The organism is Ralstonia sp. UNC404CL21Col, assembly GCF_000620465.1.
Classification (GTDB): Bacteria; Pseudomonadota; Gammaproteobacteria; order Burkholderiales; family Burkholderiaceae; genus Ralstonia; species Ralstonia flatus.
In genome coordinates this window covers 938,997-963,368 of sequence record NZ_JIBE01000004.1, presented here as the reverse complement: position 1 = coordinate 963,368, position 24,372 = coordinate 938,997, and the positions used below count along the sequence as shown (strand labels likewise).

21 protein-coding genes and 1 tRNA gene are annotated in these 24,372 nt (G+C 65.4%); 17 read left to right on the top strand and 5 right to left on the bottom strand.

Features of this window, described 5'->3' with window-relative positions; genetic code table 11:
* The first annotated feature begins 63 nt into the window (after positions 1 to 63).
* Positions 64 to 1,608 (top strand): sensor domain-containing diguanylate cyclase, encoded by a 1,545-nt coding sequence (locus N511_RS0112380; RefSeq protein ID WP_081785366.1) that lies wholly within the window; start codon positions 64 to 66, stop codon positions 1,606 to 1,608.
* A 134-nt stretch (positions 1,609 to 1,742) separates the two neighbouring features.
* On the opposite strand, the gene N511_RS0112375 is transcribed toward N511_RS0112380, so the two are convergent.
* A tRNA-Leu gene (locus N511_RS0112375) sits at positions 1,743 to 1,827 on the bottom strand.
* A gap of 178 nt (positions 1,828 to 2,005) precedes the next feature.
* Here N511_RS0112375 and blaOXA point away from each other — a divergent pair.
* Complete coding sequence (gene blaOXA / locus N511_RS0112370) at positions 2,006 to 2,833, top strand: OXA-22 family class D beta-lactamase (protein WP_027679587.1); 828 nt, start codon at positions 2,006 to 2,008, stop codon at positions 2,831 to 2,833.
* A gap of 13 nt (positions 2,834 to 2,846) precedes the next feature.
* Here the strand turns inward: blaOXA and N511_RS0112365 are convergent, their stop codons facing one another.
* On the bottom strand, positions 2,847 to 3,572 hold the full coding sequence (locus N511_RS0112365; protein ID WP_027679586.1) for an ArsR/SmtB family transcription factor: 726 nt from the start codon (positions 3,570 to 3,572) through the stop codon (positions 2,847 to 2,849).
* Positions 3,573 to 3,721: 149 nt separating this feature from the next.
* On the opposite strand from N511_RS0112365, the gene N511_RS0112360 reads away from it, so the two are divergent.
* The 3 genes from N511_RS0112360 (at position 3,722) to mctP (ending at position 7,727) form a co-directional block, all read left to right on the top strand.
* A complete protein-coding gene (locus N511_RS0112360; protein ID WP_231479614.1) occupies positions 3,722 to 5,083 on the top strand; it encodes an MFS transporter in 1,362 nt (453 codons plus the stop codon).
* Positions 5,084 to 6,039: 956 nt separating this feature from the next.
* Complete coding sequence (locus N511_RS0112355) at positions 6,040 to 6,219, top strand: DUF3311 domain-containing protein (RefSeq protein WP_027679584.1); 180 nt, start codon at positions 6,040 to 6,042, stop codon at positions 6,217 to 6,219.
* The gene (gene mctP / locus N511_RS0112350; RefSeq protein ID WP_027679583.1) at positions 6,219 to 7,727 is read left to right on the top strand and encodes a monocarboxylate uptake permease MctP; all 1,509 of its coding nucleotides are present in this window, start codon (positions 6,219 to 6,221) and stop codon (positions 7,725 to 7,727) included. Before N511_RS0112355 ends, mctP begins: the two co-directional genes overlap by 1 nt.
* A gap of 97 nt (positions 7,728 to 7,824) precedes the next feature.
* On the opposite strand, the gene N511_RS0112345 is transcribed toward mctP, so the two are convergent.
* Complete coding sequence (locus N511_RS0112345; protein ID WP_027679582.1) at positions 7,825 to 8,946, bottom strand: sensor histidine kinase; 1,122 nt, start codon at positions 8,944 to 8,946, stop codon at positions 7,825 to 7,827.
* 256 nt (positions 8,947 to 9,202) lie between these two features.
* Here N511_RS0112345 and N511_RS0112340 point away from each other — a divergent pair, with 256 nt between their 5' ends.
* Both N511_RS0112340 and N511_RS0112335 read left to right on the top strand, forming a co-directional pair.
* Positions 9,203 to 11,593 (top strand): PAS domain S-box protein, encoded by a 2,391-nt coding sequence (locus N511_RS0112340; RefSeq protein WP_027679581.1) that lies wholly within the window; start codon positions 9,203 to 9,205, stop codon positions 11,591 to 11,593.
* 618 nt (positions 11,594 to 12,211) lie between these two features.
* On the top strand, positions 12,212 to 12,565 hold the full coding sequence (locus N511_RS0112335; protein ID WP_027679580.1) for a hypothetical protein: 354 nt from the start codon (positions 12,212 to 12,214) through the stop codon (positions 12,563 to 12,565).
* Between the two features lie 103 nt (positions 12,566 to 12,668).
* Here the strand turns inward: N511_RS0112335 and N511_RS0112330 are convergent, their stop codons facing one another.
* Both N511_RS0112330 and N511_RS0112325 read right to left on the bottom strand, forming a co-directional pair.
* Positions 12,669 to 13,394 (bottom strand): DUF2076 domain-containing protein, encoded by a 726-nt coding sequence (locus N511_RS0112330; RefSeq protein ID WP_027679579.1) that lies wholly within the window; start codon positions 13,392 to 13,394, stop codon positions 12,669 to 12,671.
* A gap of 110 nt (positions 13,395 to 13,504) precedes the next feature.
* Positions 13,505 to 14,476, bottom strand: a complete 972-nt coding sequence (locus N511_RS0112325) for a GlxA family transcriptional regulator (protein WP_027679578.1) — start codon at positions 14,474 to 14,476, stop codon at positions 13,505 to 13,507.
* A gap of 97 nt (positions 14,477 to 14,573) precedes the next feature.
* Between N511_RS0112325 and N511_RS0112320 the strand changes: the two genes are divergently transcribed.
* The 10 genes from N511_RS0112320 to N511_RS0112275 all read left to right on the top strand — a co-directional run bounded on the left by N511_RS0112320 (position 14,574) and on the right by N511_RS0112275 (position 24,295).
* Complete coding sequence (locus N511_RS0112320; protein ID WP_027679577.1) at positions 14,574 to 15,026, top strand: tautomerase family protein; 453 nt, start codon at positions 14,574 to 14,576, stop codon at positions 15,024 to 15,026.
* A 27-nt stretch (positions 15,027 to 15,053) separates the two neighbouring features.
* On the top strand, positions 15,054 to 15,869 hold the full coding sequence (locus N511_RS0112315) for a dienelactone hydrolase family protein (RefSeq protein WP_027679576.1): 816 nt from the start codon (positions 15,054 to 15,056) through the stop codon (positions 15,867 to 15,869).
* A 136-nt stretch (positions 15,870 to 16,005) separates the two neighbouring features.
* Positions 16,006 to 18,384, top strand: a complete 2,379-nt coding sequence (locus N511_RS0112310) for a bifunctional salicylyl-CoA 5-hydroxylase/oxidoreductase (RefSeq protein WP_027679575.1) — start codon at positions 16,006 to 16,008, stop codon at positions 18,382 to 18,384.
* 1 nt (position 18,385) lies between these two features.
* Positions 18,386 to 19,168, top strand: coding sequence for an SDR family NAD(P)-dependent oxidoreductase (locus N511_RS0112305; RefSeq protein WP_027679574.1), 783 nt, complete (start codon positions 18,386 to 18,388; stop codon positions 19,166 to 19,168).
* The gene (locus N511_RS0112300; protein WP_027679573.1) at positions 19,165 to 19,749 is read left to right on the top strand and encodes a MarR family winged helix-turn-helix transcriptional regulator; all 585 of its coding nucleotides are present in this window, start codon (positions 19,165 to 19,167) and stop codon (positions 19,747 to 19,749) included. Before N511_RS0112305 ends, N511_RS0112300 begins: the two co-directional genes overlap by 4 nt.
* Positions 19,750 to 19,766: 17 nt before the next feature.
* Entirely contained in the window at positions 19,767 to 20,627 is an 861-nt protein-coding gene (locus tag N511_RS0112295) for an enoyl-CoA hydratase family protein (protein WP_027679572.1), read from the top strand.
* 1 nt (position 20,628) lies between these two features.
* Complete coding sequence (locus N511_RS0112290) at positions 20,629 to 21,804, top strand: acyl-CoA dehydrogenase family protein (RefSeq protein ID WP_027679571.1); 1,176 nt, start codon at positions 20,629 to 20,631, stop codon at positions 21,802 to 21,804.
* 37 nt (positions 21,805 to 21,841) lie between these two features.
* Positions 21,842 to 23,458, top strand: a complete 1,617-nt coding sequence (locus tag N511_RS0112285) for an AMP-binding protein (protein ID WP_027679570.1) — start codon at positions 21,842 to 21,844, stop codon at positions 23,456 to 23,458.
* The gene (locus N511_RS0112280) at positions 23,455 to 23,883 is read left to right on the top strand and encodes an acyl-CoA thioesterase (protein WP_027679569.1); all 429 of its coding nucleotides are present in this window, start codon (positions 23,455 to 23,457) and stop codon (positions 23,881 to 23,883) included. Before N511_RS0112285 ends, N511_RS0112280 begins: the two co-directional genes overlap by 4 nt.
* Before the next feature lie 19 nt (positions 23,884 to 23,902).
* A complete protein-coding gene (locus N511_RS0112275) occupies positions 23,903 to 24,295 on the top strand; it encodes a RidA family protein (protein WP_027679568.1) in 393 nt (130 codons plus the stop codon).
* The last annotated feature ends 77 nt before the right edge of the window (positions 24,296 to 24,372 follow it).

Genomic DNA, 24,372 nt, shown 5'->3' with positions numbered 1-24,372 from the left:
CCGGCGAGGAGGGCAATGATGTATTCGCGCGTTTCGCGGTCTTTCTGACAAGAGCACACGAATATGGCGATCACGGTGAAGGGCAATCACAAGACCAATCGACTTCGCTGGCTTTTTTCCCATTGGGATCACCGCAAGGTGACGACACCCCATGCCATCGTGGCGGCGGGGGTCGTCATCGCGCTGTCGATGGTGGTGATCTGCGCGGTGGTGCTGTATCAGAGCCGGCTGGACGCGATGGCCCGCGCCACCGAGACTTCGCGCAACCTCGCTTTGCTGGCGGAGCGCGACATCGAAAGAAATTTCGAACTCTATGCGCTGTCGCTCCAGGCCGTCGTCGATGGCGTGAACGATCCTGAAGTGATGAACGCGTCCCCCCGGCTGCGCGGCTTCGCGTTGTTCGACCGCGCTGCAACAGCAACGTATCTGGGCTCGATGCTCGTGCTGGACGCCGAGGGCAACATCGTCATCGACTCCGCCGGCGATGTGCCGCGCAAAGCCAACTTCTCCGACCGCCAATACTTCAAAGTGCATCGCGACAATCCGAACGTCGGGCTGTACGTTGGCGATCCCTACGCGTCGCGTTTGCGGGATGGCGCGCCCAGCATCCCGCTGAGCCGCCGGCTTTCGCGGCCGGATGGCTCATTTGCGGGCGTGGTCCTGATTGCCATCCAGCTCGAGTATTTCCACAAGCTGTTTGCCGCGCTGTCTCTCGGGCCGCACGGATCGGTGGCGTTGATTGCGCGAGACGGCACGATGGTCATGCGGCAGCCCTACGATGTGAAGGTGATTGGGCGGAACATCCGCAACGCAAGTACCTTCAAGCAGTTCCTGTTGGCGCCGGAGGGCAGTTTTTCGGACATATCGACCCTCGATGGCGTCGAGCGGCTGTATTACTTCAAGAACCTGCCCAACCTGCCGCTCATCATCATGGTGGCGGAAGCCCACGCTGACATCTACGCGGCCTGGAAGCATCGCGCGCTGGTCATCGCGACGTTGATGGCCGCGCTCGCGCTGGGCTTCATCGGGCTGTCCTTCGCCTTCGCGGCGCAGCTGCGGCGCCGCATGCGTGCGGAATCGGAGCTGGCCATGCTGGCGCGCACCGATGGGCTGACGGGGCTGAACAACCGTCGCACCCTGGGCGAGATCCTCGATCAGGAATGGCGTCGCGCCAAGCGAACGCGCAGCGTGCTGTCCCTGCTGTTCGTCGATATCGACCGCTTCAAGATGTACAACGACACCTACGGACACCAAGCCGGCGACGATGCCTTGGCGGCCGTCGCGAAATGCATCGGCGACAATATTCGCCATCCGTCCGACAGTGCCGCACGGTATGGCGGTGAAGAGTTCGTGGTGGTTTTGCCCGATACGTCGCCAGAGGGCGCGGCCTCCATTGCCGAAAAGATACGCGTGGCGATTGCCAACCTCGCCATCGAGCATCGGGCCAGCGAGTATGGCCGGGTCACCGCCAGCATCGGCGCGGCCGCGTGGACACCGGAACAGGACGTTGACATGTCGGCCGTCATCCGTGCGGCCGACGAAGCCCTGTACGACGCAAAGGCGACGGGCCGTAACCGGGTGGCGCAGTCTAAGCTGATGCCGGCCTAGTGGTGCACGCTCGCGCTGCATCCGGGCGGCGCGCAACCGCTGCCCCGCGCTGAATCCGTCCGGACAACAAAAAACCCGCGAGGCTCATCGCCACGCGGGTTTTTTGTCGCCCCTGAACTGCTTGGGACTGTATCTGGTGCCCAGGAGAGGACTCGAACCTCCACGGAGTTACCCGCTAGTACCTGAAACTAGTGCGTCTACCAATTCCGCCACCTGGGCTAGGTGAGCGGCGCATTCTACCGACCCCAAAAAAATTTGCAAGCCCTTCTTTTCTGCTCGGCTATTCCACCGGCGCGCTGGCGTTACAGCCGTTACGCGTGTGGCGGTCAGCAGCGCAGGGACCTCGCTGCTACGCTGCCGCGCAGTTGTCCGCATTCCCCCGACATGAGGTTGATCGATGATGAAACTCCGCCACGCCGCCACCGGCGCCCTGCTGGCCGCGCTTGCCACCTTTGCCCACGCCGAGCACCCGATCTGCACGATCGTGGCCGATGCCGCCACGGGCAAGGCCGTTTTGCACGAAGGCAAGTGCGATGAGCGCGTGACCCCCGCTTCCACCTTCAAGCTCGCACTGGCCGTCATGGGCTTTGACCACGGCTTCCTGAAAGACGAGCACACCCCGGTCGAGCACTTCAGGCGCGGCGACCCCGACTGGGGCGGCGAAGCCTGGCGCCAGCCCGTCGACCCGGCGCTGTGGCTCAAGTATTCGGTGGTCTGGTATTCGCAGCGCATTACGCATGCGATGGGCGCGCAGACTTTTCAGGGCTACGTGCGCAAGCTCCACTACGGCAACATGGACGTGAGCGGCGATCCGGGCAAGAACAACGGCATGGATCGCTCGTGGATCACCTCGTCGCTGAAGATTTCGCCGGAGGAGCAGGTCGGGTTTATGCGCAGGATCGTCAACCGGCAGTTGCCGGTGTCTGCGCGCACCTACGAGATGGTCGACCGTACCGTGCAGATCTGGCAGGTGCCGGGCGGCTGGACCGTGCAGGGCAAGACGGGCACCGCCGGCCCGGCGCCGGGCAATACGTCGCCCGACGGCACGTGGGACCAGGCGCACGCTTACGGCTGGTTTGTGGGCTGGGCCAGGAAGGGTGACAAGACCTACGTGTTTGCCAACCTGATCCAGGACGACAAGGTTGAGCCGACATCGGGTGGTATCCGCTCGCGCGATGCCTTGCTTGCGCGCCTGCCGGAAGTGCTGGCATTTGCCGGGCACTAACCAACGATGTCATTCATGCATGACGGTGCGCGGCCTGGCTGCGCACCGATGCTTCATCCACGCCCAGGCGCTGACGTAGCTCCTGCCAGCCCTTGGGCGTGACCAGCACCGCGCGTGAATCGCGTGCGCGCAGCATCCAGCCGACGTCGCACAGGCGACGCAGGAACTGCACCCCCAGCGGACCTGCCAGGTGATGCGTGCGCTCCGTCCAGTCCAGGCACTGCCGCGCCAGCCCGCGGCGCGTCGGGCGAATGGTGCGCACGTCGAGCCCCACGTCGCCAAACCACATGACGCCCGCAGGCGTGATCTCGTACTGCTTGTCGGGCATCGGCAGCAGGTAACCGCGTGATTGCAGCGCCTGCGTGACGGCCACGCCCACCTGCCCCGCGAGGTGGTCGTAGCAGCAGCGGCAAAAGCCAAGTTCACGCGCCTTTGGGCTGGGCGTGGCGCGCCGCACGGCCGCTGCGGGCGTAATGGCCGCCAGGTGTTCCAACGCTTGCGCCACATGGGCGCCGGCCAGCCGGAAGTACTTGTGCCGCCCCTCGGTTTCCACCACCAGCAAGCCACCGTCGAGCAGCTTGGCCAGGTGCGTGCTGGCCGTCTGCGCGGTGACGCCCGCTGCATGCGCCAGCTCGCCCGCCGGCAGCGCACGCCCGTCGAGCAACGCCGTCAGCATGGCGGCCCGTGCCGGGTCGGCAATCAGGAAGGCCGTGCCGGAAAAGCTGTTCAGATGCGACATGTCGGGCTCCTCGTCATGAGGCCATTCTAGGGAGCCGCGCGCCGCGATGCTTCGACACGCATCGAAGCGTTGCCGGGTCTGCCCGCACTACGCTGGGCCATCGCTTGCTCAAGCCAAAAGCAAAGGGCCCCGAGATGGACGGATACACGATGCAACCAACGCATGCCAACACCGCGACACATCAGCGTCTGGTGCTGTGCGTGCTCTCGATGGCCGTGCTGGTCGCGCAGATCGACACCGCTGTCGTCAACCTGGCCGTGCGCCCGATTGGCCAGTTCTTCCACGCGGCGGTCGGCCCGCTGCAGTGGGTGATCGACGCGTACAACCTCGCCTATGCCGCACTGCTGCTCAGCGGCGGCCTGCTGGCCGACCTGTACGGCCGGCGGCGAGCATTTGTATGGGGTGCGGCGGTGTTCTCGGTGGCATCGGTGCTGTGCGCGCTGGCGCCGTCGATCGGGTGGCTGATCGGCGCGCGGGCGATGGCGGGCGTGGGCGCTTCGCTGCTGCTGCCGGCATCGCTGGCGATCTTGCGGGTGGTGTGGCGCGACGCGCGCGAACGTGCGCATGCGCTGGGTGTCTGGGCGGCGTGCAACGGCCTGGCCATGGCGATCGGGCCGACGGCCGGCGGCGTGCTGGTCACGCACTTCGGCTGGCGCGCGGTGTTCTGGGTGGTAGTGCCGGTGAGCGTGGCCATCATGGCCTTGGCTGTGCGCGTCGTGCCGGAATCATCCGACGCCGCGCATCGCCGTTTCGATGCGCTGGCGCAGGTGTTGGGTGCCATTACGCTGGGCGGGCTCGCCTTCGCCGCCATCGAAGCGCATCAGGCGCCCGCTGTGGCGGCGACTGTGCTGGCCGTGGCCCTCATCGCGCTGACGTGGTTCATCCGCGTAGAGGCGCGCCACGGCAGCGAGGCGCTGGTGCCGCTGGAACTCTTTCGCGTGCGCGCGTTTCGCGGCGCCATCGTCGCCACGGCCGGCATGACGTTCGGCATGTACGGCGCGCTCTTCCTGCTGCCGCTCATGTGGCAGAGCACCGGGCGCTTCAGCGTCATTGGCGCGGGCATTGCGCTGATGCCGATGGCGCTGGTCTTCATGGCGGTATCGCCTCTGTCCGGCACGGTGGCGCGCCGCCATGGCGTGCGGCTGGCCACTGCGGGTGGGGTGGGCATCATCGCGTTGGGATTGCTCACGTTGGGCGCGTTTGCCGGCGTGGCATCGATCGTGCCGGCGGCCATCGGGCTGGCGCTCACGGGGCTCGGCATGGGCTTTGCCACCGGGCCGTTGATGGGCGCAGCCGTGGGTGCCGTGGGCCCGGAGCGATCCGGCACGGCGTCGGCGCTGGTGAACGTGGCCCGCATGAGCGGGGCGACGCTGGGCGTGGCGATCCTGGGCGCGGTGTATGCCGTATGCGGCAGCGGCGCCTCGGGTTTGCGTGTGGCGATGCTGTGCGGTGGCGCGGTGCAACTTGCATGCGCTGTCGTGGCATGGCGGCATGGTGCTGACCGCCGCTGAGCGCTTCCCAATGTCCTACGTTTTACGGCGGATCATCGCCCCCGAAGCGATCTGATATAGCGCCCAAAAAAATACCCGGCGAGGGGATTGCCGGGCTAAGTGGGATGTGAATCCGTACGATGGATCCACCTTACAAGTATTTCTTCGGCAAGATTGAAAACAAATTCAAAACATCACACGTTTTTGAGTGTTTGCTCTAAAGAAACAGGCGCTTGAATGTCTATTCGTGTACGGGTTTTTCCTGATAACTGCGCCATTTGCGGGGTGAGTGGCAAACGATTTCCTTTGGCTGGAATCTATGCAAAATTCACCGCTTAGAAAGCAAATAAAGCGTGGAAAAACGGAAATAAATAATCATGGATGGATTTAATTCGATTTGAATAAATACGTTAATTGGATTCCATCTTTCGTTATCGATTCGTACGGATCGGTTGGTGCGAAGCGCCCCGCTGCACGCGCCCCTCTGCATGAGCAGACCTTTGCCTTTTGATGAATGTCGCGGGGCACGTGTGGCCGCACAGAATGGGCAACGCAGTAGCGCTGCACTTGCAGAAACCCTGGGCACGCCAGGGCTTATGCTGCGCCACAACAACCAACGGGGAGCCACTGCGGCTCCCCGTTGTGCTTGGTGCCATGCGGCACCGCGGCCGCTTGCGTGTTGGGCGCATGCAATCGGCCGATGTCTGTCGTGACAGGAATTCGTGAAAACCCTAGGAAACCTGCGCCCACCTTAGCGATTGGTTATTTCACGCGAAAAGTCTAGGCTTACTGCGTAGTACTACGTGTGGCTGCTGCGTACAGGTGCGGATGGTTCTCCGGAGGGCGCGCGCTCACAGTTCGCCGGATAACAACAAAGACGGAAAGCAGACCGTCAGACATCCGTCTGGTCACGCATCGGGCGTGGCACCTCACCGGTTCAAAACAACATCCGAAGTCCCCGAACTAGGAGACAACCCATGAAGTTCTTGCTCGCACTGCCTTTCATCGGCCTGCTGTGGGTGCCGTTCTACAACCAGGAAACGCCTGCGCTGTTCGGCTTTCCGTTCTTCTACTGGTACCAGTTCCTGTGGGTGCCGCTCACCTCGCTGCTGATCTGGATCGTCTTCAAGAACGGTCAGAGCAAAGGAGAAGAATGATGGACGGACAGATCAACTGGACGGCGCTCAGCGTCTTCATCTTCTTCTTCGCGCTGGTCACGGTGCTGGGCTTCATCGCCTCGCGCTGGCAGCGCGGCAACTCCGACAAGGGCGCCCACATTGAAGAGTGGGGCCTGGGCGGCCGCAACTTCGGCACCTGGATCACGTGGTTCCTGGTGGGCGGCGATTTCTACACCGCCTACACCGTCATCGCCGTGCCGGCACTCGTGTATGCCGTGGGCGCGTATGGCTTCTTCGCGCTGCCGTACACGATCCTGGTGTACCCGATCGTCTTCCTGATCATGCCCAAGCTGTGGAAGGTGGCGCATGCCAACGGTCACGTCACGGCGGCCGATGCGGTGTACGGCCGTTACGGCTCCCGCGCGCTGGAGTTTGCGGTGGCGCTGACGGGCGTGGTGGCGACGATGCCCTACATCGCCCTGCAGCTCATCGGCATGGAAGTCGTGATCAAGGCACTGGGCTTGACGGGCGAGCTGCCGCTGGCGGCGGCGTTCGTCATCCTGGCGCTGTACACGTATTCCGCCGGCCTGCGGGCGCCTGCGCTCATCGCCTTCGTCAAAGACATCATGATCTACATCGTGGTGCTGGTGGCGGTGGTGCTGGTGCCGGCCAAGCTGGGCGGCTACGGTGCGGTGTTCGCCAATGCGCACGATGCGTTTGCCATCAAGGGCGGCGCCACGGGCCTGACGCTCAAGCCTGCGCAGTTCCTGCCGTTCGCCACGCTGGCGATTGGCTCGGCGCTGGCGGCGTTCATGTATCCGCATACGCTCACGGGCATCTTTGCCGCGCGCAGTGCAGACACCATCCGCAAGAACGCCGTGTTCCTGCCGGCCTACACCGTGCTGCTGGGCCTGATCGCGCTGCTGGGCTTCATGGCCTACGCCGCAGGCATCAAGGTCACCAACAACAACGACGTGGTGCCCGCGCTGTTCAACGCGCTGTTCCCGAGCTGGTTCACGGGCTTTGCGTTCTCGGCCATCGCCATCGGTGCGCTGGTGCCGGCGGCGGTCATGTCGATTGGTGCGGCCAACCTGTTCACCCGCAACTTCTGGAAGCCCTACGTGGCCCCGGACCTCTCGCACGCCGGCGAGGAAAAGGTGGCCAAGGTGATCTCGCTGATCGTCAAGGCGGGCGCGCTGGTGTTCATCCTGTTCCTGCCGACCAAGTTCGCGCTGGACCTGCAGTTGCTCGGTGGCGTGTGGATCGTGCAGACCTTCCCGTCGGTGGTGTTCGGGCTGTTCAACATCTCGAACCGCTTCCGTGCACCGGCGCTGCTGGCCGGCTGGGCGGCGGGCATGATCGCCGGCAGCTGGCTGGCCTTCTCCGACGGCATCAAGCCCGTGCACACCTTTGTGATTGGCGGCGACAAGTACACCGTCTACACGGGCCTCGCTGCGCTGGCTTTCAACATCATCGTTGCGGTGGTCGTGCAGCTGCTGATGGGCAAGCGTGGCGAGCAAGCCGCCGCGCTGCGTCAGGCGGGCTGATCGACGCTGCCGATTTGCAAGCAGCAAGCAGGAAGAGAAAAGGGCCGGTACCTCAGGGTGCCGGCCCTTTTTTTTCATGCTGGGCGACCGGCAACGGTCAAGCCGTTACCAAAAGAGGAATCCGCACGGTGAACGTCGTGCCGTGTTCCGATGACTGCACATCGATCGTCCCGTGATGCGCCTGCACGATGCAGCGGCAGATGTACAGGCCAAGCCCGATGCCGGCCGCGCTCCCGGTCTGGTCCGGCCGCTGCGCGCGGGTGAGCGGGTCAAACAGCGTCGGAAAAGCAGAAGGCGGGATGGGGTTGCCCTCGTTGGAAACGGCAATCGTCATCTGCCCGTCGCGCCCGGCCGCCTCGATACCGACGCGCCCCGTCCCGTAACGCACCGCGTTGGCCAACAGATTGACCAGCAGCTGGCCGATCCGGCTGCCGTCCCATTTGCCACGCAGTTCGCCGGCCAGACGCAGGTCGATCTGCGCGTCGGGGTACGACGCACACACTTCGTCGATGGCATCGCTGCACAGTCGCCCCATATCCTGGCTACTGAAACTCGTAGGCAGGAAATCGCCCAGGCGCGTGCGTGTAAAGATGAGCAGGTCGTCGATCATTTGTTGCACGCGCATCGCACCGCGCTGGATGAAGGCGACCGCCCGAACGCTGCGCGAAGACAGGCCATCGTCGTGCAGCAGGGTTTCTGCAGACGCTAGGATCGCGCCGAGCGGCGAGCGCAGGTCATGGGCCAGCACGCCGGCAAACAGGTCGCGCATGCGCTCGGTCTGCTGGGCACGCTGGCGCACCGATTCTGCAAGCATCTGGTCGATAGCTTCGTTGAATCGGATCATCTCCTGGAACGCCGAAGGGTCCGATTGTGCAAACTGCTGCCACCGATGCAGCACGCTGGCGCGCAGGGCGCGGTATTCCGCCACCACATCGTCGATGTCGAAACCGTGGGAAAGACGGTCGTCGGCATGTTCGTGGGCGGCTTCATTGAAGCCGGACTCCGAGGGCGCCCGGTCGCCCCGCGATTTGGCCCGCTGTTGCTCGGGCGTCTGCCGCTCGCGCATGTCGGCGGCAATCCGGCCGAGAAGGTCGCGAGCCGAATTGCGCAATTGAGATTCAGAAAGGCTGGCACGGCCGCTGATGATCGTGCGTGCGTATTCCGTCCAGTCATCGAGAAGGGCCGCGAGGTTTGCCTCGATAAAGTCAGATAGCGTCATGGATTTCCTCGACGGTTGCGAAAGCCATGTTGAGACGTGATGTGGGGCGCCGAGGGGGGCATTGCCCACACCGTTGAAAGGGTCGATGGCCCGTATTACCGCTCCAAGGTATGCAAACTGCGTTCCAGTTGGTAGCCGGGTGTGGAGATGCTCTCCGCCCCGCAACCGCTGACCGCGCCGGTGCGTGAGGGGCAGCCCTGGGCACATTGCTGCGCCTGGCGCTCCTTGCGGCGCTGTCCGCTTACCTGGTAACTGAATGAACGCCGCCGCCTCTCCGTCCTCAGAATTTGGCTCTGCATGGCTTCAGCTGTGGGCCAAATCGACCTTGGATTACTCCATCTTTGCACTGTCGATCGAGGGCATTGTCTCGACGTGGAATCCGGGTGGCGAGTTCATGCAGGGTTATCAGGCGGATGAAATTATTGGCCAGCCGTTCGCACTTTTGTATTCGCCGGAGAGCAGAGCTGCGGGTGCGCCAGAGGCCGCGCTGCAAGCCGCTGCCGAGACCGGGCGGCATGTCGAGGAGGGATGGCGCATGCGCAAGGACGGCACGCCCTTCTGGGCGAACGTCGCCATGACGGCACTGCGTGACAGCCACAACGCATTGATCGGGTTCGGGACCGTGATCCGGGACGTCAGCGACAAGAAGACCGCTCACGACGCGGTGCTGAAGAGCGAACGCAACTTCCGCCTGCTTGTTCAGGGCGTGACGGACTACGCCATCTTCATGCTGTCGACCGACGGGCACATCACAAGCTGGAATGCGGGGGCGCGGCGCATCAAGGGCTATACCGAGGCCGAGATCATCGGTTCGCATTTTTCGCGCTTTTATACGCCTGAGGATGTCGCGGCGGGCGTACCGTTCCGGGGCCTGGAGACCGCCCGGCGCGACGGGCGCTTCGAGGCAGAAGGCTGGCGCGTGCGGCGTGACGGAAGTCGCTTCTTCGCGCACGTCATCATCGATGCCATCTACGAAGATGGCGAGCTGGTCGGGTTTGCGAAGGTCACCCGCGACATCACGGAACGGCGGCACACCAACGAGCAGCTCGAGCAAACGCAAAGGGCGCTGTTCCAGGCTCAGAAGATGGAAGCGCTGGGCAAACTCACGGGCGGTGTTGCCCATGACTTCAACAACGTGCTGCAAGTCCTGCGGGGCAATCTCGAACTGCTCGAAAGCCGGCATGGCCGTGATGCCTGGAGCGCCGAGCGGCTCAGTAACGCCATCGACGCCGTCGACCGCGGCGCCAAGCTCGCCGCCCAATTGCTTGCCTTCGGCCGTCAGCAACCGCTCGCGCCTGTCGTGATCAACCCTGCCCGGCAACTGCGCGCCATGGACGACTTGCTGCGGCGGGCACTGGGCGAAGCGGTCGAGATCGAATCTGTGGTTGCGGGCGGCCTCTGGAATATCGCGGTCGATCCACATCAACTGGAGAACGTCATCCTGAATCTGGCGATCAACGGCCGGGATGCGATGCCGGAGGGCGGCAAGCTCACCCTGGAACTGTCCAATGCCACGCTCGACGACGAATATGTGATGTCGGTCCCCGATGTGTCGGCCGGGCAGTACGTCATGCTCGCCGTCACGGATACCGGCACGGGCATGAGCCCCGACGTCATGGATCGGGCGTTCGACCCGTTCTTCAGCACCAAGCGCGAGGGTGAGGGCACGGGGCTCGGGCTCAGCATGGCATACGGTTTCGTCAAGCAGAGCGGCGGCCATATCCGGCTCTACAGCGAAGTTGAGGAGGGCACGACCGTGCGGGTCTATCTGCCCCGCTCCACCGGCACGGCGGTCGAGCCTGCACGCTCCAAGGCCAGCGGGCTCAAGCACGGCAACGAGACGATCCTCGTCGTGGAAGACGACGCAAAGGTTCGCGAAACCGTGGTCGATCTGTTGAGCGGCCTCGGCTATGCCGTGCTCAAGGCCAACAATGCAGAGCAGGCATTGGCCGTGGTCGAGAGCGGCGTGCACATCGACATGCTCTTTACCGACGTGGTCATGCCAGGGGCACTGCGCAGTCCGGAGATGGTGCGCAGGGCGGTTCAGATGCTGCCCGCGCTGAAGGTGTTGTACACGTCTGGCTACACGCAGAACGCCATCGTCCATGGGGGGCGGCTCGATCCGGGCGTCGAGCTGCTGAGCAAGCCGTACAGCCGCCAGCAGCTCGCCTTCAAGATTCGCCAGGTGCTCGGAAGTGACGCGGTGCAAGCGACCGGGCCCGATGAAGGTGACGCGCCGCCCGACCTCGACACCGGCCCGGTGTGGGAACCAGCGCGCGTGCGCATGCTCGTGGTGGAGGACGACGCTTCCTTGCGTGGCGCGGTGTGCGAGCTGTTGATGCTGATCGGGATCATGCCCCAGCAGGCGGCCAGCGGCGCGCAGGCACTGGCCGCTCTGAAGGCGGGGTCTTTCGACGTGCTGTTCACAGACGTGGTCATGCCCGACATGTCTGGCATTGAACTCGCGCAGCGCGCGTCCGCACTGCATCCGGACCTGCGGGTGGTCTTCGCTTCCGGCAACCCGATCCCCGACCATGACCGCTTTGCGTTCAGGTGGACGGCGCTACGCAAGCCTTACACGCTGGATCAGTTGCAGCAGGCGCTGCAATCGATGATGGCGCCAGAGCGGGTAGCCACCGACACATAGCCGAGCGCCGAGGCGATTTAGCTGAAGGGCGGCGTTCGGCCCTCGGAGACCCGTCTTCCACAGTAGGAGGCTCAGGCACGGCACTCAGACCGTGGAACGCCACTGTTTTCGCTCGAAATTTCGACCTCCGAGAGTCGTGCGCAAGGGTCAAACTGTCGAGCGCGAGGCTCAGACTGTGGCGTGCGAGTGTTTGACGGTGAGGCTCGTCGCTCGGAGGGTCGAGATCGAGTGTTTGAGGGTCGAGCTTGGGGCTTTGGGGTTGGCGCTTGGGTGTCTGAGGGTCGAGCTTGAGTGTCTGGGAGTGGGGCGCGAGGGTTTGGGGGTGGGCTGTGTGGCGCCGGGCCCCGACAAGGACAAATCAGACCTCGGCTGCCGGCCCCGTCGCTATAATCCCTCCGCTGCCGGACCAACGGCAGCCGGGCGTGGAAACCCGACATTGACCCAAGGCGGACAGCATTTTGTCCGAGACGCTTACGCACGCCTGTTTTATGGCGGGCCGGGCGGAGCAGCCTACGGGCTGGCTGGCTTCCTTGGGTGTCAGTTTTCCACCTCCGCTGTCGGGCCCGCCACCCTCACGTGGAAATGAGCGGCGGGCCTCCAACTACCCAAGGAGGCTCTATGCCAATCGCTTCATACCCCTCGCCACCACCTTCCGCCCTTCGCGCCGACGCCATGTCAGCGGCAGCGGGCAAGCTCACCAAGAATCGCATTTACCTGAACGGCGCGCTCGCGGGCCAGGCCTATCTCAAGCGCACGCGCACCGCGATGTGCACGCATGGGCAATGCCGGCCTGGCATGCTGCGCGAGCAGCTCCAGAGCTTCTCGGCTCACAGTTTTCCGGCCGCATTCGTGAAGGGCTTTATCGACGCAATCGATGTGTACGTGTCGATGTCCCTTGGGGGCCGTGACGTCGATCCGCAAGCCTGGGATGTGCTCGCCGCCATCGAGCGGCGTGGCTATAGCGAGCAGTAACGACGGATGAAGGCATTCCGGGCCGGAAATGCCCTACTCCGATCGAAGAAACGCGTCCGCCGTGCGCCCTCGGACCGGAGTCTGCGCGGCGGGCGTCGCGTGCCTAGCTCAACATCGAATCATCGTCCGAATAATCACTACCGCCCAGGTCGCTGTCGTCGATCAGGCCAAGGCTGTCGCCACGCGCGGCCGTGTCGGTATTGCCGCTGTTGCCGTTGCCGTTGCCGTTGCCGTCGCTGTCGTAGTAGTTGTTGATGACGGTTTCCGTGGTGCCGCCCATCACGGGCTGCTGGCCGAAGAAGCCGCCGCCGCTGCTGCTGTTGTGATGGAACATGTTCTCGATGCCCTGGAACAGTAGCGCGCCGCCGGCCACGCCGGCTGCCGTGGTCGCGACGCTGCCGAGCGTGCTGCCCAGGCCGCCGCTGAAGAAACCCGAGCGCGCCGGTTGCGCCGGGGCCGGTTGGGCCTGTTGGGCCTGCGGCGGCATCTGCGGCATCTGCGCCGGGGCGGCCTGCTGCGGGGCGTATGCGGGCGCGGGTGCCGGGCTGCCGGCGTGGCTGCCCCAGTTGTTGGCCGAGTCCATGAACGACGTACCGCGGCCGGCCCGCGCCGCCTGCAACTGGTGTTGCAGCGTGGCGATCTGTGCCTGCGCCGATGCCAGCGCCTGGTCGAGCAGCATGGCGCGCTGCACGAGCAGATAGGCCGCGTCCGGCTGGCGGGCCACGGCGTCGAGGATGCGGGCTTCGGCCTGCGGGTCCTTGGCCCCGGCGCGCGCCTGCGTCAGTTGGGCCAGGAAATTTTCCAGCGCTTGCTGTTCTTGCGGGGACATGGTGTGGGGTCCTGTCTGGGTGGATGCGACGTGACCAAGTTAGGCGTCAAGTCTTAAACGAAAATTAAAGCGCGGCAGCTTCTTGTGTAACGGCCTGTAACCCCGGGCGCCTAGACGGCCGGGCGATATTGGCTGGGGTTGGTGCCCGACACCTTGCGCATCAGGCGTCGCAGTGCGGTGGCGTCTTCGTAGCCTACGGCTTCGGCCACGCGGTCGATCGTCATGCGGCTCGATTCGATCAGCATGCGGGCGCGGTTCAGGCGCACGCTCTGCACCAGGGCAAGGGTGCTTCTGCCGGTGGCTTCCCGCACGTGCCGCGACAGCGTGCGTTGCGACATGGCCAGCTCGTCGGCCAGCGCCTGCACGCTGGGCGGGTTGGGCAGGGCGCCTTCAATGCGCGCCACCAGCCGGGCAATCAGCGCGTTGCCGTTGGCCAGCATGGCGGGCACCACAAACGGCGCTTGCGCGTGGCGGCCGTCGATCAGCAGCACACGGCCCACGGCATCGGCCAGCGCCACGCCAAAGCGGGTGCGCAGCAGATGCAGCATCAGGTCGGTCTGCGCAAAGGCGGCGCCGGCGGTGGTGATCGGGCCGTCGGCGCACACCATGCGGTCTGCGTCGACCGTGCATGCGGGTTCCCATTGCTGCAGCGTCGGGGCCAGCCACCAAGACGTGGTGACGCAGCGCCCGGGCAGCACGCCGGCCGCCTGCAGCAGAAATACCGCCGAGCACGATGCCGCAACCTGCCCGCCGGCTGCGACCTGCGCGGCCAGGGCGCGCGTTGCTCGCCGGGCATCGTCCTGCGTCAGGCGCGTGGCGATCACGCCGGCATGGTCGAGGCCTACGCCCGGCACGATCCAGGTGCTGCCATCGGGGCGCGGGCGCTTTGATAGGGCGGCGGCCTCCACCTGCATGCCGTTGCTGAGCTGCACGCCGGGCGCGTCGGCTGACACGACGCGCCAGGTCGGGCGCGGCGCCTTCACACGCGGAGCGAGTGTCGACGCGGCCTGCAGGATGTCGAGTGTGGCCGCCACGCTGGTGGCGTACGCGCCGGAGAGTACGAGGATGGTGAAATCCGCCATGACCGAAGCTGCCCGAAAGATGTCGAAATCGACACTGCCAGTCTAGCGGCTGCGCGGGTTCAATGCAGGCATGTCAACAACGCTCACGAGTGCCCACATGCCGAACATCCTCGTCAAGATTCCTGCCAACACCTTGGGCGGCGACGCGCGCGCGACGCTTGCACGCCGCATCACCGAGGCGGCCGCGCAGGCCGAGCAGATTCCCGATGATCCGCGCCGGCGCGCCACGATCTGGGTGACGGTGGAAGAGGTGCCGGGCGCCTCCTGGTGGTGCGGCGGGGCGGACGTGACAACGCAGGTGGTGCCGTGCCTGGCCGTCGCCCATGTGCCGGCCGGTGTGCTGGATGGTGCTGCGCGCGCACGCTTCGTTCAGCACATGCACGAGGCGTTTGCGCAGGCGTTGCCGGCCGATGATGCGCGGCGCGTGGTGACCTCCGTGATGGTGCATGACGTGCCCGACGGCACCTGGGGTGTGAACGGCGCGCTGTGGACGCTGCCCGATTTCGCCAGGGCGGCTGGTTATGCGCATCTTCAGCATCTCGTCGCCTGAGCCAGGCCATTCCAACGGAGCCCACGCATGACAAGCCAGCACACGCAGCAGGATGACAGCCTGGAAGACTTCACGCGCCGTGAGATCACGTTGGATGGCATCACCAAAGCCGTGTACGTGGCCGGCACGGGGCCGGGCGTAATCGTCATGGCCGAGATGCCGGGCATCAGCCCGCACGTGGCGCGGTTTGCACGCTGGGTGCGCGATGCGGGGCTGACGGTCTACATGCCGTCGTTGTTCGGGCGCGATGGCGCGGTGCCCGAAGCGGAGGCGGGGGCAGAGGTGTTTCGCCACGCGTGCGTGAGCGCGGAGTTCCGTGCGTTTGCCGCCAACCAGTCGAGCCCCGTCACGCAATGGCTGCGCGCGCTGGCGCGGCTGGCCCATGCGGAGTGCGGCGGCCCGGGCGTGGGCGCCATTGGCATGTGTTTCACCGGCAATTTCGCGCTGACGATGATGCTGGAGCCGGCCATGCTGGCGCCGGTGCTGTGTCAGCCGTCTTTGCCGCTGAACGCGCCAGGCGGGATCGAGATCGCGCCGGACGAAGCGGCCGCCGTGCGGCAGCGGCTGGAGCAGGAAGACCTGACCGTGCTGGCCTACCGGTTTGCGGGCGACCGCTTCTGCCGTGCCGAGCGCTTTGCCGCGTATGCGGACGCTTTGGGCCCGCGCTTTGTACCGCGCGTGCTGCCCGACAGCGCCGCGCACCCGAACCCGCCATCGTTCTTTGCCGAGCACGTGCCTTGTCCGCACAGCGTGGTGACCGCCCACCTGATCGACGCGGCCGGCCAGCCAACGTTGGACGCTCGCGACGAGATCCTGGCGTTCTTCCGGCAGCGCCTGGGCTGAGTGGGGGCTCACATGCGTGTGTGAGCCCGGCGCCGCCCGGTTCGGTGTAAACCCCGGGGCGTCGTCTCAGCAAATTGCTTTACAACTAAACTATTCATGACTAAGGTAATACCGCATCAAATGCGGAGCCGTTGTCATGAAGATTGTCTGTATTGGTGGTGGGCCGGCCGGCCTGTACTTTGCCCTGCTGATGAAGCTGCAGGACGCGTCGCACGACATCACCGTGGTGGAGCGCAACCGCCCGTATGACACGTTCGGCTGGGGCGTGGTGTTCTCTGACCAGACGCTGGGCAACCTGCAGCGCGCCGACGCCAAGAGCGCTGCGCAGATCCTCGACGCCTTCAACCACTGGGACGACATTGAAGTCCACATCCGCGGGCAGGTCGTGCGCTCCGGCGGCCACGGCTTCTGCGGTATCGGGCGCAAGCGCCTGCTAAACATCCTGCAGGCGCGCTGCGAGGAAGAGGGCGTCAAGCTGGTCTTTGAAACCGACGTGCAAGACAAGGATTTGGAAAGCGATGGCGCCTACGCCGATGCCGACCTCATCATCGCCAGCGACGGCCTGAACAGCCGCATCCGCACCAAGTACGCCGCTACGTATCAACCCGATATCGACACGCGCCGCTGCCGCTTCGTCTGGCTGGGCACGCACAAGCTGTTCGAGGCCTTCACGTTTGCGTTTGAAGAGACCGAGCACGGCTGGTTCCAGGCGCATGCGTACCGCTTTGACGACGAGACCTCCACCTTCATCGTCGAGGCGCCTGAAGAGGTGTGGCGCGCCGCCGGGCTGGAAACCATGGAGAAGCAAGACGCCATCGCGTACTGCGAGCGGCTCTTCGCCAAGTACCTTGACGGCAACAAGCTGATTTCCAACGCCACGCATCTGCGGGGCTCTGCGCAGTGGATTCGCTTTCCGCGCGTGGTCTGCCGGCATTGGGTGCATACCAACGCGCATGGCACGCCGGTGGTGCTGATGGGCGACGCCGCGCACACGGCGCATTTCTCGATCGGCTCCGGCACCAAGCTGGCGCTGGAAGATTCGATTGAACTGGCACGCAGCATCGGCCAGCACCCGGGGGATTTGCGCGCAGCACTCGAACACTATGAAGCCGTGCGTAGCGTGGAAGTGCTGCGCATCCAGAACGCGGCGCGCAATTCGACGGAATGGTTTGAAAACGTCGCGCGTTACGCCAACCTGCCGACCGAGCAATTTGCCTATTCGCTGCTCACGCGCAGCCAGCGCATCAGCCACGAAAACCTCCGCCAGCGCGACAAGCGCTATCTCGAACAGTTTGAAGACTGGATTGCCGAGCAGGCAGGCGCTCGGCGCGGGCCGCAGCACGGTCCTGTGCCGCCGATGTTCACGCCGTTCACGGTGCGCGGCGTCACGCTCAAGAACCGCGTGGTGGTGTCGCCCATGGCGCAGTACTCGTGCGAAGACGGCCAGCCGGCGGATTACCACCTTGTGCACCTGGGCGCGCGCGCCATGGGCGGTGCCGGCCTGGTGATGGCCGAGATGACGTGCGTGTCGCCCGATGCGCGCATCACCCCGGGCTGCCCGGGTTTGTGGAACACCGACCAGCGCGACGGCTGGGCGCGCATCGTGCAGTTCGTGCACGCCAACAGCGATGCGAAGCTGGGCATCCAGCTTGGCCATGCCGGCGCCAAGGGTTCGACGCGCGTGGCGTGGGAGGGCATTGATCTGCCGCTGGAAGACGGGCAGAGCTGGCCGCTGATTTCCGCATCGCCCCAGCAGTATCTGGATGGCGTCAGCCAGTGGTCGCGCGCAATGACGCGCGACGACATGGACCGCGTGCGTGACGACTTTGTCCACGCCGCGCGGCTGGCGGCCGAAGCCGGATTCGATTGGCTGGAGCTGCACTGCGCGCACGGCTATCTGCTGTCGTCGTTCATCTCGCCGCTGACGAACCAGCGCAATGACGAATATGGCGGCTCGCTGGAAAACCGGCTGCGCTTTCCGCTGGAAGTTTTCCACGCGGTGCGCGAGGTGTGGCCGAGCAACAAGCCGATGTCAGTGCGGATTTCCGCGCACGACTGGGTGGAGGGCGGCATCACGCCGGACGATGCTGTGGAAATCGCACGCGTCTTCAAGGCTGCGGGCGCGGACATGATCGATTGCTCGTCGGGCCAGGTCAGCAAGAAAGAGCAGCCGGTGTACGGCCGCATGTTCCAGACGCCGTTTGCCGACCGCGTGCGCAACGAGGCCGGCATCGCAACCATCGCGGTGGGCGCCATCTCCGAGGCAGACCACGTCAACAGCATCATCGCGGCGGGCCGTGCCGACCTGTGTGCCGTGGCGCGCCCGCACCTGGCCAACCCGGCCTGGACGCTGAACGAAGCCGCGCGCATCGGCTACCTCGACATGCCGTGGCCCAAGCAATACCGCGCGGGCAAGCTGCAGCTGGAGCGCAACCTGGAGCGCGAACGTGCGATGGCGGCGCAGGCGGCGGGTTTGTCTCCGCTGGAGCAGGCCAACCGCATGCAGGGGGTTTGAGATGGCGACACCTGCAATGCTCAGCGGGCACCACGCTGTCGTTACCGGCGCTGGGCGCGGGATCGGCGCCGCGATTGCCGCGCAACTCGCGGCGCATGGCGCCACGCTCACGCTGATGGGCCGCAACGCCGATGTGCTGCACGCTACCGCCAAAACGTTGCCCGACAGCGCCCGCGCGCAAGTCGTGACGTGCGACGTGACGGACGAGGCAAGTGTGTCAGGCGCATTCGAATCCGCACGCGCGGGGCTGGGCCCCATCTCCATCCTGGTCAACAACGCGGGCCAGGCCGAGAGTGCACCGTTTGCCAAGACCACGCTCGATCAATGGCAGCGCATGCTGGCCGTCAATCTGACGGGCACGTTCCTGTGCACGCAGGCGGCGCTGGCCGATGTGCAAGCCTCGGGCCGCGGCCGCATCGTCAACATTGCCAGCACGGCGGGGCAGCGCGGTTATGCGTATGTGTCGGCGTATGTGGCGGCCAAGCATGGGGTGATCGGGCTCACGCGCTCGCTGGCGCTGGAGCTTGCGGCGCGCGGTGTCACCGTCAACGCAGTCTGCCCCGGCTATACGGAAACCGACATCGTGCGTGAAAGCATCGACCGCATCGTCGCTCGCACCGGACGCAGCGCGGAAGAAGCGCGGGCCGAGCTGGTGAAGGGCAACCCGCAGGGTCGGTTGATCGCGCCCGACGAAGTGGCGAACGCCGTGGTGTGGCTGTGCTCCGAAGGCGCGTCGTCAATCACGGGCCAAGCCATCTCGGTATCCGGCGGGGAGGTGATGTGAGCACCGAACGCACCCGGCGCAAAACTGCACTCGCCACGCGTGCCTCAGGCCACCACGCCGTTGTGCATGCGCTGGGCGATGAACGTATCGGCCTGGAAGCCCGCGCGCATGTGGACGACCACATGGACGTCAAGATCTGGCTGCGCCTGTTGGCCTGCAGCACGCAGATCGAACAACAGATCCGCCAGCGCCTGCGCACGCGCTTCAACACCACGCTGCCGCGCTTCGACTATCTGGCGCAACTCGATCGCCATCCGGACGGGCTGCGCATGAACGTGCTGTCGCGCTACCTGATGGTGACCGGCGGCAACGTCACCGGCCTGACCGACCAGCTGGAAAAGGAAGGGCTTGTCAAACGCGAGGCGGATCCGGATGATCGCCGGTCCTTTCGCGTGCTGCTGACGGATGCCGGCCGCCGGCACTTTGCCGAGATGGCCGCCGAACACGAACGCTGGCTGATCGAGATGTTCGACGGCCTTGGCATGGCCAACAAAGACGCGCTGTATGCGCAGCTCGGCCACCTGCGCGTCCACCTCGCGCAGCGCGAGCAAGAGCTGGACGCCCGCGAAGATCAACCTTGAACGAACCCGACCCAACCATGACCGACCCGAATCACCATGTGGACCCGGCCCTGCTGGCCGGCAACCGCCGACCGCTGGCGGGCTATCAAGCCAAGCATTTCCTGTGGAGCGTGGAAGGCGGCGTTGCCACCATCACGCTCAACCGGCCCGAGCGCAAGAACCCGCTCACGTTCGATTCGTACGCCGAGCTGCGTGACCTGTTTCATCAGCTCAAATGGGCGGATGACGTCAAGGCCATCGTGCTGGCCGGCGCGGGCGACAACTTCTGCTCCGGCGGCGATGTGCACGAGATCATCGGCCCGCTGGTGCAACTGAAGGCGCCCGAGCTGCTGATGTTCACGCGCATGACGGGCGAACTGGTGAAGACGATGCGCGCGTGCCCGCAGCCGATCGTCGCTGCAGTTGACGGCGTGTGCGCCGGCGCGGGCGCCATCCTGGCGATGTCTTCCGACCTGCGCCTGGGCACGGCGCGCAGCAAAACGGCGTTCCTCTTCAACCGCGTTGGCCTGGCCGGCTGCGACATGGGCGCCTGCGCGATCCTGCCGCGCATCATCGGGCAGGGCCGCGCGAGCGAACTGCTCTACACCGGCCGCTCGATGAGCGGCGAAGAGGGCGAGCGCTGGGGCTTCTTCAACCGCCTGTGTGAACCGGCCGAGGTGCTGAGCCAAGCGCAAGCCTTGGCCGCCGACCTGGCCGCCGGCCCGACCTTCGCCAACGGCATCACCAAGACAATGCTGCACCAGGAATGGACGATGACGATCGAGCAGGCCATTGAGGCCGAGGCCCAGGCGCAGGCCATCTGCATGCTGACCGAAGACTTCTCGCGGGCATATCACGCGTTTGTCGCCAAGCAAAAACCGGTATTCGAGGGCAACTGAGATGAGCGACAAGGACTATCTGCAATGGCCCTTCTTTGACGAAAAGCACCGCCAGCTCGAAACCGAACTCGACGCCTGGGCCACGAAGCACATCCCGCATGACCACGGCCCCGATGTGGATGCCGAATGCCGCGCGCTGGTCAAGTCGCTCGGGCAAGCTGGCTGGCTGCGCCACGCCGTGGGCGGCACCGCGCACGGCGGCGCAGGCGAGACCATCGACACGCGCGCCATCTGCCTGATCCGCGAGACGCTGGCACGCCATTCCGGCCTGGCCGACTTTGCCTTTGCGATGCAGGGGCTGGGCTCGGGCGCCATCTCGTTGCACGGCACGCCCGAGCAGCGCGAGCGTTATCTGACGAAGGTTGGGCGTGGCGAGGCCATCGCTGCATTTGCGCTGTCCGAACCGGGTGCCGGCTCCGATGTGGCCGCCATGGCTTGCGCCGCCCGCAAAGACGGCACCGACTATGTGCTCGACGGCGAGAAGACCTGGATTTCCAACGGCGGCATTGCCGATTTCTACGTCGTGTTTGCCCGCACGGGCGAGGCACCGGGCTCGCGCGGCATCAGTGCGTTCATCGTCGAGGCCGGTACGCCGGGCTTTGAGATTGCGGAGCGCATCAACGTGATTGCACCGCACCCGCTGGCGCGCCTGCGCTTTACCAACTGCCGCATTCCGGCCAGCCAGCGCGTGGGCGCGGCAGGCGAGGGCTTCAAGGTGGCGATGCGCACGCTCGATGTGTTCCGCACGTCGGTGGCGGCAGCCGCGCTGGGTTTTGCGCGCCGCGCACTGGACGAAGCGCTGGCGCGCGCCACCACCCGCAAGATGTTCAGCGGCGTGCTGGCGGATTTCCAGCTCACACAGGCCAAGCTCGCACAAATGGCCACCGCCATCGACAGCGCGGCGCTGCTGACGTACCGCGCCGCGTGGCAGCGCGACCAGGGCCGCAACGTGACGCGCGAGGCTGCCATGGCCAAGTTGACCGCTACCGAGAACGCGCAGCAGGTGATCGACGCCGCCGTGCAGATGTGGGGCGGCCTGGGCGTGGTGAGCGAGCAGCCGGTTGAGCGCCTGTACCGCGAGATTCGCTCGCTGCGGATCTACGAAGGCGCGACGGAAGTGCAGCAACTCATCATCGCGCGCGAACTGCTGCGTGCGGCGGCACCCGCCAAGTCCTGAACACGCCCACGCCCACGCCAGAGACGGAGAGTCCTCCATGCCCAGCGCCCATATCGACACCTTCGCCCGCGACCGGCTGCCGCCGGCAGAGCTGCAACCGGTGTATCGCTTCGACCTGCCGGCGCTGCAGTTTCCGCCGCAGCTCAACTGCGCAACCGAACTGCTCGACCGCCGCGTTGCTGCTGGCGAGGGCGGCCGCCTCTGCATCCAGGCACCCGGCATCCGCTGGACATATGCGGATCTGCAGGCGCACGCCAACCGCATCGCGAACGTGCTGGTCAATGAGATGGGCGTTGTGCCGGGCAACCGCGTGCTGCTGCGCTCGCCCAACAGCCCGATGCTCGCTGCGTGCTGGTTTGCCGTGATGAAAGTGGGCGCCATTGCGGTGACGACCATGCCGCTGCTGCGCGCCAAAGAGCTGGGCCAAATCCTGGGCAAGGGCGAGATCGGCTTCGCACTGTGCGATGCGCGGCTCGTCGACGAGTTGCGCGATGCGGTCTCGCAAGCCGCCAAGCCCGTGCAGATGCTGTGCTTTCACGATGACACGCCGGAAGGGCTGGAGGCTGCCATGGCACGCCAGCCGGACACCTTTACCAACGTGGATACGGCGGCAGATGACACGTGCCTGCTTGCCTTCACGTCGGGCACGACGGGCGTGCCGAAAGCGACGATGCATTTTCATCGGGACATCCTCGCCATTTGCGCGTGCTGGCCGCCGCATGTGTTGCAACCGCGCGCGGACGACATCTTCATCGGCAGCCCGCCGATGGCGTTTACGTTTGGGCTCGGCGGCCTGCTGCTGTTTCCCATGAGCGTGGGTGCATCGACGGTGCTGCTGGAGAAGGCGTCGCCGAACGATCTGGTCGACGGCATCCGCACGTTTGGCGCGACGGTGCTGTTCACCGCGCCCACCACGTACCGCAACATCGCAGCGCGCGGAGACGAGTTGCGCGCGACGCCGCTGCGCCGCTGTGTGTCGGCGGGCGAAGCCCTGCCGGTGGCCACACGCACGCTGTGGAAGAACGCCACCGGCATCGAATTGATTGACGGCATTGGCGCGACCGAAATGCTGCATATCTTCATCTCCGCCGCCGATGCCGACGTGCGCCCCGGCGCCACCGGCAAGGCCGTCCCTGGCTATGTCGCGCGCGTTGTGGATGACGCCGGCAACCCCGTGCCGCCGGGCACCGTGGGCCGTCTGGCGGTGCAAGGCCCGACCGGTTGCCGCTACCTGGCCGATGACCGCCAGCGCGCGTACGTGCGCAACGGCTGGAACCTCACGGGCGATGCCTACGTGATGGACGAGGAAGGCTACTTCCACTACCACTCGCGCACCGATGACATGATCATCTCGTCCGGCTACAACATCGCCGCGCCCGAGGTGGAAGACGCGCTGATGCAGCATCCGGCCGTGGCCGAGTGCGGCGTGATCGGCGAGCCCGATGAAGAGCGCGGGCAGATCGTCAAGGCGTTCGTTGTATTGCACCCCGGCCACACGGCGGGGCCGGAGATGGTCAAGACGCTGCAGGACTTCGTGAAGCAGACCGTGGCCCCGTACAAGTATCCGCGCGCCATCGAGTTTCGCGCGAGCCTGCCGCGCAGTGAGGTCGGCAAGCTGCTGCGCTACCGCCTGCGCGAACACAACAAATCATGAGCGACTACCACTTCGAGCGCGCCGCGCGCATCCGCTTTGCGCATTGCGACCCGGCCGGCATCGTCTACTTTCCGCAGTACCTCGTGCTGTTCAACGGCCTGGTCGAAGACTGGTTTACCGACGGCCTGGGTGTTTCGTATGCGCAGATGCTGGGCCCGCGCCGCATCGGCCTGCCCATCGTCAAGCTGCATTGCGAGTTCAGCGCCATCAGCCGCATGGGCGACGACGTGCAGTTCAAGCTGAAGCTAGAGCGGCTGGGCAATGCGTCGCTCACGTTGGGCCTGGATTGCTGGGCCGGCGACGAACAGCGCGTGCGCTCGCAGCAGGTGCTGGTGTTTACCGATCTCAATACGCATCGCGCGATGCCGATGCCGCCCGATGTGCGGCAGGCGATCGAGGCGAGCGTTCAACCGCAGTCGCAATAGAACCAGAAGGAATTGCATCATGGAAGTACTCCTCCCTCCCAACTGGCCGCGTCCGAAAGGGTATGCCAACGGTGTGTCTGCGCGCGGGCGCATGGTGTTTGTGGCCGGCATGATCGGCTGGGACGCGCAGGGCGTGTTCCATACGGATGACCTGGCCGGTCAGGTGCGGCAGGCGCTGCAGAACATCGTCGAAGTGCTGGCCGCCGGCGATGCCAAGCCCGAGCACATCGTGCGCATGACGTGGTACGTGACCGACAAGAAGGCCTACGTAGCGGCCTACCCCGAGATCGGCAAGGCGTTCCGCGAGCTGATCGGCAGCTTCAGCATTGCGATGACGGCGGTGGAGGTGGCGGCGCTGGTTGAGGATCGGGCCAAGGTGGAGATTGAGGTGACGGCGGTGGTGCCGGATTAGGGCGGTCCGCAAACGTCAGATCCACTGTTGAAACGTAGACAGATAAAAAGTCTGGCCAACCAGACGCCGCGCCGGTG